Origin of the sequence: Eisenbergiella tayi, assembly GCF_001881565.1 — a bacterium.
In the GTDB taxonomy this organism is placed as follows: domain Bacteria; phylum Bacillota; class Clostridia; order Lachnospirales; family Lachnospiraceae; genus Eisenbergiella; species Eisenbergiella tayi.
Genome location: NZ_MPDJ01000001.1, coordinates 119,869 through 125,944, shown reverse-complemented (window position 1 = coordinate 125,944; position 6,076 = coordinate 119,869). Strand labels below are relative to the sequence as shown.

Below are 6,076 nucleotides of genomic sequence, written 5' to 3'. Positions count from 1 at the left end.
CTGCGGATTTCCAATGAATAAAATTCCATGCTGTGTCCTTTCGCCGGAGTAATTTACGAATGATTTTTATGTAGTGGTGACTCGAACATCGCACAAGCCCCTTTCCCTTCCGGCCAACGATTGGGGGACTGCCGTCCGGATGGATGCCTTCCCCTCAGCCGGCTATGCAGGGATCCTTACAGGGGACACTTTCGTTCGGATAAACACGCAGCGGTACTAAGGCCGCAAAATACGCGGCCTAAGGACCGGCGAGTTTATACGCCCCTTACAGGAAAACCTGCATAGCCGGCTGAAGGGAAGGCATCCATCCGGACAGCAGTCCCCCAATCGTTGGCCGGAAGGGACAGGGGCTTGTGCGATGTTTGAGTTGGCAAAAAAAGAATACCTATATAAGCATTCCCTGAAAGAGGTTATTTATTACGGTAAAAATTAAAAATAAACTATAGTATTAAAATAATGGTATTGTTTATTATAATATACAAAACGGCAGGTTACAATAGGTTTAACAACACACTGAAGATCGCAGGGAGGCTGGCCTTTGTGACCATTGATAATAAGAAAATCGGAAAAAGAATCAGAGAAGCAAGGGTTAAAAGGCATCTTACGCAGGAAGAGCTTGCGGAAGGGGCCGGCGTAACCGTCTCTTATGTGGCAAATGCGGAATCCGGAAATTCCTGTCCGTCCCTGGATAAACTGTTTGAGATAGCGGATGCTTTATCTATATGGATAGGAGAGCTTTTGTGTGACAATGTCAGGGAATCGGACTGGGTATTCCGTAAAGAGATCATGGAAACCATAAAAGACTGCAGTGAAGGGGAAAGAACAGCCCTTCTGTATCATCTGAAGTTTTTCAAGCGGATTCTGCGTGAGGATGAAGAACTGAAGGAAACCATCAGACAGTGGGATCGGAAAAAGGGGAAGCAGCCGAATGAATGAGAAGCCCGGAATGGATAATGTATCTGTGTCAAGTGATAAAAAGAAGATGGGAAAACGGATAAAGGCCGCAAGGAACCGGGCTGGGCTTTCCCAGGAGGCTCTCGGGGCCGCGGTGGGGAAAAGTTCGGTTTACATGAGCAATGTGGAAACCGGAAAGGCGAATGCCAGCCTGGAAACTGTGGTAAGTATTGCGAATGCGCTCCGGGTATCCGTGGATGAATTCCTGTATGATGAGGTGGAACGGACGGAACCGGCGCTTCCCCGGGAATTTATGGAAGAACTGAAGGATTGCGAGCCCTATGAAATCCGGGCAATTTCCGAATACCTGAAAGAAACGAAAAAGATTCTGCGGGAATGCAGAGAGCAGAAACAAAATCAGGAACCGATTATCCCGATAGATGGAAAATAATTGTTTTACAGAGAAAATACGCCCCCGACATCCCTGAATGGGATTTTCCGGAGGCGTATTTTTAAACTATTGTACCTGCAGGCTAAACTTTACGGAGCGTCCACCGGCGGGAACGCCATCGGAAGAAGAAGGTGATTCCGCGGAAGAGCTCATCCATCATGAACGCGATCCAGCAGCCTGTCAGGCCTAAGCCCAGACGGATTCCCAGAATATAGGAAAAGAGGATGCTCATTGTCCAGCAGGAAATGATGGATACCACCATGGAAAAAATCACATCTCCGGCGCCCCTCAGGGAATTATCCTCGATATGGTTAAAGGCACGGCCGATTTCTACAAAAATATCAATCAGAAGGATGGGCCGGGCCAGTGTGAGAATTTCCGGGTTTTCGGTGAAAAGCCCCAGAAGAGGGCTGCCGAAAAGGCAGATCAGGGTGGAACCCGCCGCATTCAGAAGCACTGCGATCCGCAGGTTCTGCAGGTTCAGCCGATAGGCCTTATCGTACTCTCCGGCGCCTGTCATCCAGCCGATGATAAGGGAGGTGGCCATCCCCAGGGACATACCGATGACATACACATAGAAAAAGATGGTGGAGAGGTATATTTTTGTGGATATGGCTGTCGTTCCCAAAACAGCCAGGATGGAAGTGGATACCACCTGGGAGGTGGAATAGGAGAGCGAGCTGATCCCGCCCGGAAGGCCGATATGCAGGATATTGCCGATACATTTCAGCGTTTTCAGGCTTTTTTTACGGAAATTCAGCTCCAGTGAACTTTTCAGCAGACAGATAACAATCAGGATAAATGCCGCCGCGTGGCTGATCACGTTGGTGACTGCGATCCCATGCACACCATGCAGAGGTGTTTCAAAGGGACGGAAAATAACAATAATGTTCAGCACCGCGTTCAGAAAGTTCATGAATAAAGATACCCATACCGCTATTTTAGGCAGGCCATAGCTGCGGAAGACAGCGGAAATTGCGGATATCAGAGCCTGAAAGAAGGAAAAAGAAATACAGATCCGGAAATATACCGCGGCATCCTCAAGCACCTGTCCGCTAAGCTGCATCATTTCCATAAATCTGTGGGCGAACAGGGAAAGGATGCCGCCGGCCACAAGACTGAGCGCCAGGCTGCAGAAAATAGAAGTAAACGCGGCATCGGAGGCCGCTTCCTTCTGTCTGGCGCCGAGACGGTGGCTGATGAAAATACTGGCTCCCGTACTGATTACGGTATAAAAGGTGAAGATCATTCCCATCAGCTGGTTGGCGGCCCCTACAGAGGCCACCGCTTCATCGGAATAATGACTTAACACCAGTGTATTCACCGTACCCATGGAATTGGTAAGCAGCATTTCCACCAGAAAGGGGAGGAAAACCGATACCAGCGTAAGGGTACCCTGGGGTGTTTCGATATGACTTAAGGTTTTGTCATAGAACTTAAATTTTTTCAGTTCCCGGGTGCGAATGTTCATAAGATGTCAATTCCTCGATTTCCGTATATTCAGTCAGGGATTTCCAGGCTCAGCTGCGCTTCGGGAAGTCCTTCTGAAGAAACCTTCACCGTGACGGTCCCGCTGCCTGTGCGCTGTATGTAGGCAATAAGCCGTCCTTCCAGCATGCTCCGGGAACAGGAGGTATACGGGGTATTGTCACCCAAATTCCCATTTTCCAATCCCTTAAGAACGCCTGGGCCGGAAACCTGTACGGTAACAGGGAAGGCGGCATCCATAATCCGTCGTCCGCAGGAATCCTCCGCAAGGATTTCCACCTGATGAGTAAAAAGGGTTCCGGCTTTCTCAACACTGTTCCTGCCGACAGGGGCCTTCCACTCGCAAAGCTGCAGCACATCAACAGCTCCCGTTGTCTGCAGGGAAGAAGAAATACATCCCTTATCCTGCGGGGAGATCAATTCTCCGGCGGCTGCACGGAGTTCACCCGGTTCAAAGTCCACGATCCAGTCCATACAGCCCTCTTCGGACAGGCCTTTTTTCTTTCCCAAAGACCGGCCATTCAGGAAAAGCTCCGCCTCAGGCTGGTTGGTGAACAGCCGCACCAGGACGGTTTCTCCCACTTCATAGTTCCAGGTTTCCGTCACAGGAAGCCATTCATCGTGACTGTCTTCATATTTAACAGTGGCCAGATGGAGCACCGGTTTGTCCGCCCAGTAGGACTGCCGCTGATAGAAGCGTGCCTTCGGGAATCCTGCCAGGGTCAGAAGGCCTGCAGAAGAACCATGAATGGGCCATCCATGGGCTTCTCCCAGATAATCGATACCCGTCCACAGGAACTGTCCGCTGATATAATCGTTATCTCTTACCGCTTTCCAGGCTTTATAGCTGTGACTGTTTTCACTTCCCAGAAAAGGCAGTTCCGGAAACCGTTTATGATCCTCTTCATACAAATGTTCTTTGTAGTTATAGCCCACCACATCCAGCGCATCGAAATAATGCAGCCGGGATGAGAGCTCCGGAAATGCCGCCGCAAGGGTCACCGGCCTTGTGGAATCATATCGCTTTACAATAGAGGAAAGCTCTTTTGCAACAGGCGCAAGCCGTTCCATATTCGGCTTATCCGGATTATACATCCGTTCGGAAGCCGGTTTGTTCGCATCGTTGTTTCCTGTCATTTCACCGAATAAAGGATGGCAGTAGGGATCATTGGGATAATCGATTTCATTTCCGATACTCCACATGATAACCGACGGATGATTCCGATCCCGCAGGACCATGGCTGCGAGATCCTTCTCGTGCCATTCCGGGAAATCCTCAAAATATCCCTGATGCCTGGGCGGATATACATTGTGGCCCGTAGACCATTTATTTTTCGGATTTTCCCACTCATCAAATGCTTCATCCATAACCAGAAAGCCCATTTCGTCGCAAAGCTCATAAAGTTCCGGCATGTGCGGGTTATGGCTGGTACGGATCGCATTGCAGCCCATTTCCTTCAGTGCCGCCAGGCGTCTTTCCCAGACCTCCCGGGTCATGGCGGCTCCCAGGCAGCCTCCGTCATGGTGTACGCAGACCCCTTTTATTTTTCTGTTTTCCCCATTCAGGAAAAAACCTTTGTCCGCATCGAAACGGAAGGTGCGGATTCCTGTTTTTTCTGAGAAAACCTTATATTCCTTACCGCCATTTACTGAAAAGCAGGTGGATAACACATAAAGCTCCGGATTTTCGGGGGACCACAGCTTCGGCCTGTTCACACATCCATTCAGGGAAATGGTTTTGCATTCTCCCGGTGCGAATTGTGCGTCGGCCTTAACCTCAAGCACCTGTTTCCCGTTCCCGTCACACAGACGGCTTACCAGCGAAACCTCCGCTTTTTTATCGCTTTCATTCAGCAGTTCATGGGAAATTTCCACCTGGGCCGTTTTTCCGTCATCCCCGTAAAGCGTGAAAAAAAAGATGCCGTGGAGAGAAGGATGCACAGGCTCCTCCACCAGCACCGTCACCTTTCTTGTGATGCCGGAACCCGTAAACCAACGGGAATCTGCGATATCCGTATGAGTCACCTTCACGCTGATCTCATTATCCATTTCCCCGAAAAATACCTTTTCACTGATGTCATAATCAAAAGGAACATATCCGTTCGGACGTTTTCCCAGATAATAACTGTTGCACCATACCTGACTGTTTTTATAAACCCCGTCAAACAGCAGCCGTATCTTTTTCCCCCGATATTCCTCGGGCAGCGAAAATCTTACCCGGTACCAGCCGATTCCGCCCGACAGATATCCCGTACCGCTGGAATTGCTTTCTGAAAAAGGCAGCCCCACCGACCAGTCATGGGGCAGCGCAACCTCTTCCCAGCCGCTGTCATCAAAGCCTTTATACCAGGCCTCTTCCTTTTCCCCCAGATGAAATTTCCAATGTTCACATAAATCAATTTTTACAGAATCCATATAATCCATATGCCAATCCCTCCTTGTTTTGCGGAGCAAAATGCGAGTCCTCTGACGAGCAGAGGGATTTCCCTCCTTGTTTTGCGGAGCAAAATGTAATTTCTTTAGAAATTTGTCCTCTGACGAGCAGAGGGATTTCCCTCCTTGTTTTGCTCCAACTCTTCCCCAGTATAATAAATCTGCAGAAGAAAACAATGGAAAAGAGAGTCCTGCTTTTATCTTTTAGCGACTTTTTCTTACCGGTCAGTTTCCTGGCTGGCTGGTACAGCGTTGCATCAATATCACAGTAATGAGCACTCGCTATTCCCGCCAGCACCGCGTTGTCGACAGTCAACGATGCAACCGCATCGCCTCCCTCCTCCGCCTTATGCTGACAAGAATATCAAGCACTCATAACGCAACGCTGTACCAGGATTTTGTTGCCATTCACAGCCCCCTGACGCCCCATCCGCTGCCCCTGGGTTTCCCCGTCCTGCTTTGCCCGGTTGTCCTCCCTGTGCCGCGCCGGCCTGCAAGGATTCCTGTAAGGGGCGTTATAAGCACGCCGGTCCTTAGGCTGCGTTCTTTGCAGCCTTAGAGTGTGTTTGAAAATTCATTCCCGCCATCTGTACGCCCCACTTTGAGGTATATTTGGTTCCAATTCGGTCAACGTAGCCCGCTACGCCTCCCTCATTGGAACCAAATCTCCCACAAAGTGTGACGCACATCTGACGGAAAGCAATTTTCAAACACACTCTAGTACCGTTGCGTGCTTATCCGAACGGAAGTGTCCCCTGTAAGGAACCTTGCAGGCCGGCGCGGCACAGGGAGGACAACCGGGCTAAAGCA

General features: G+C 49.8%; 6 protein-coding genes. 3 read left to right on the top strand and 3 right to left on the bottom strand.

Annotated elements, in window-relative coordinates:
• The first annotated feature begins 540 nt into the window (after window positions 1-540).
• Window positions 541-936, top strand: a complete 396-nt coding sequence (locus BLA28_RS00570; RefSeq protein ID WP_025485393.1) for a helix-turn-helix domain-containing protein — start codon at window positions 541-543, stop codon at window positions 934-936.
• Window positions 929-1,345, top strand: coding sequence for a helix-turn-helix domain-containing protein (locus tag BLA28_RS00565; protein WP_081329778.1), 417 nt, complete (start codon window positions 929-931; stop codon window positions 1,343-1,345). Before BLA28_RS00570 ends, BLA28_RS00565 begins: the two co-directional genes overlap by 8 nt.
• Window positions 1,346-1,427: 82 nt before the next feature.
• On the opposite strand, the gene BLA28_RS00560 is transcribed toward BLA28_RS00565, so the two are convergent.
• The 3 genes from BLA28_RS00560 to BLA28_RS34625 form a co-directional block, all read right to left on the bottom strand.
• A complete protein-coding gene (locus BLA28_RS00560) occupies window positions 1,428-2,816 on the bottom strand; it encodes an MATE family efflux transporter (RefSeq protein WP_069155590.1) in 1,389 nt (462 codons plus the stop codon).
• Between the two features lie 29 nt (window positions 2,817-2,845).
• A complete protein-coding gene (locus tag BLA28_RS00555) occupies window positions 2,846-5,257 on the bottom strand; it encodes a glycoside hydrolase family 2 TIM barrel-domain containing protein (RefSeq protein ID WP_069155589.1) in 2,412 nt (803 codons plus the stop codon).
• Between the two features lie 542 nt (window positions 5,258-5,799).
• A complete protein-coding gene (locus BLA28_RS34625) occupies window positions 5,800-5,955 on the bottom strand; it encodes a DUF6783 domain-containing protein (RefSeq protein WP_313752010.1) in 156 nt (51 codons plus the stop codon).
• On the opposite strand from BLA28_RS34625, the gene BLA28_RS34620 reads away from it, so the two are divergent.
• Window positions 5,920-6,027: a DUF6783 domain-containing protein gene (locus tag BLA28_RS34620; RefSeq protein WP_313752011.1), complete on the top strand. Its 108-nt coding sequence runs from the start codon at window positions 5,920-5,922 to the stop codon at window positions 6,025-6,027. The two genes, BLA28_RS34625 and BLA28_RS34620, sit on opposite strands and share 36 nt — an antisense overlap.
• The last annotated feature ends 49 nt before the right edge of the window (window positions 6,028-6,076 follow it).

Coding starts and splice junctions, on each gene's coding strand:
- BLA28_RS34625 (WP_313752010.1), bottom strand. CDS start 5,955: ATGTGCGTCACACTTTGTGGGAGATTTGGTTCCAATGAGGGAGGCGTA.
- BLA28_RS00565 (WP_081329778.1), top strand. CDS start 929: ATGAATGAGAAGCCCGGAATGGATAATGTATCTGTGTCAAGTGATAAA.
- BLA28_RS00560 (WP_069155590.1), bottom strand. CDS start 2,816: ATGAACATTCGCACCCGGGAACTGAAAAAATTTAAGTTCTATGACAAA.
- BLA28_RS00555 (WP_069155589.1), bottom strand. CDS start 5,257: ATGGATTATATGGATTCTGTAAAAATTGATTTATGTGAACATTGGAAA.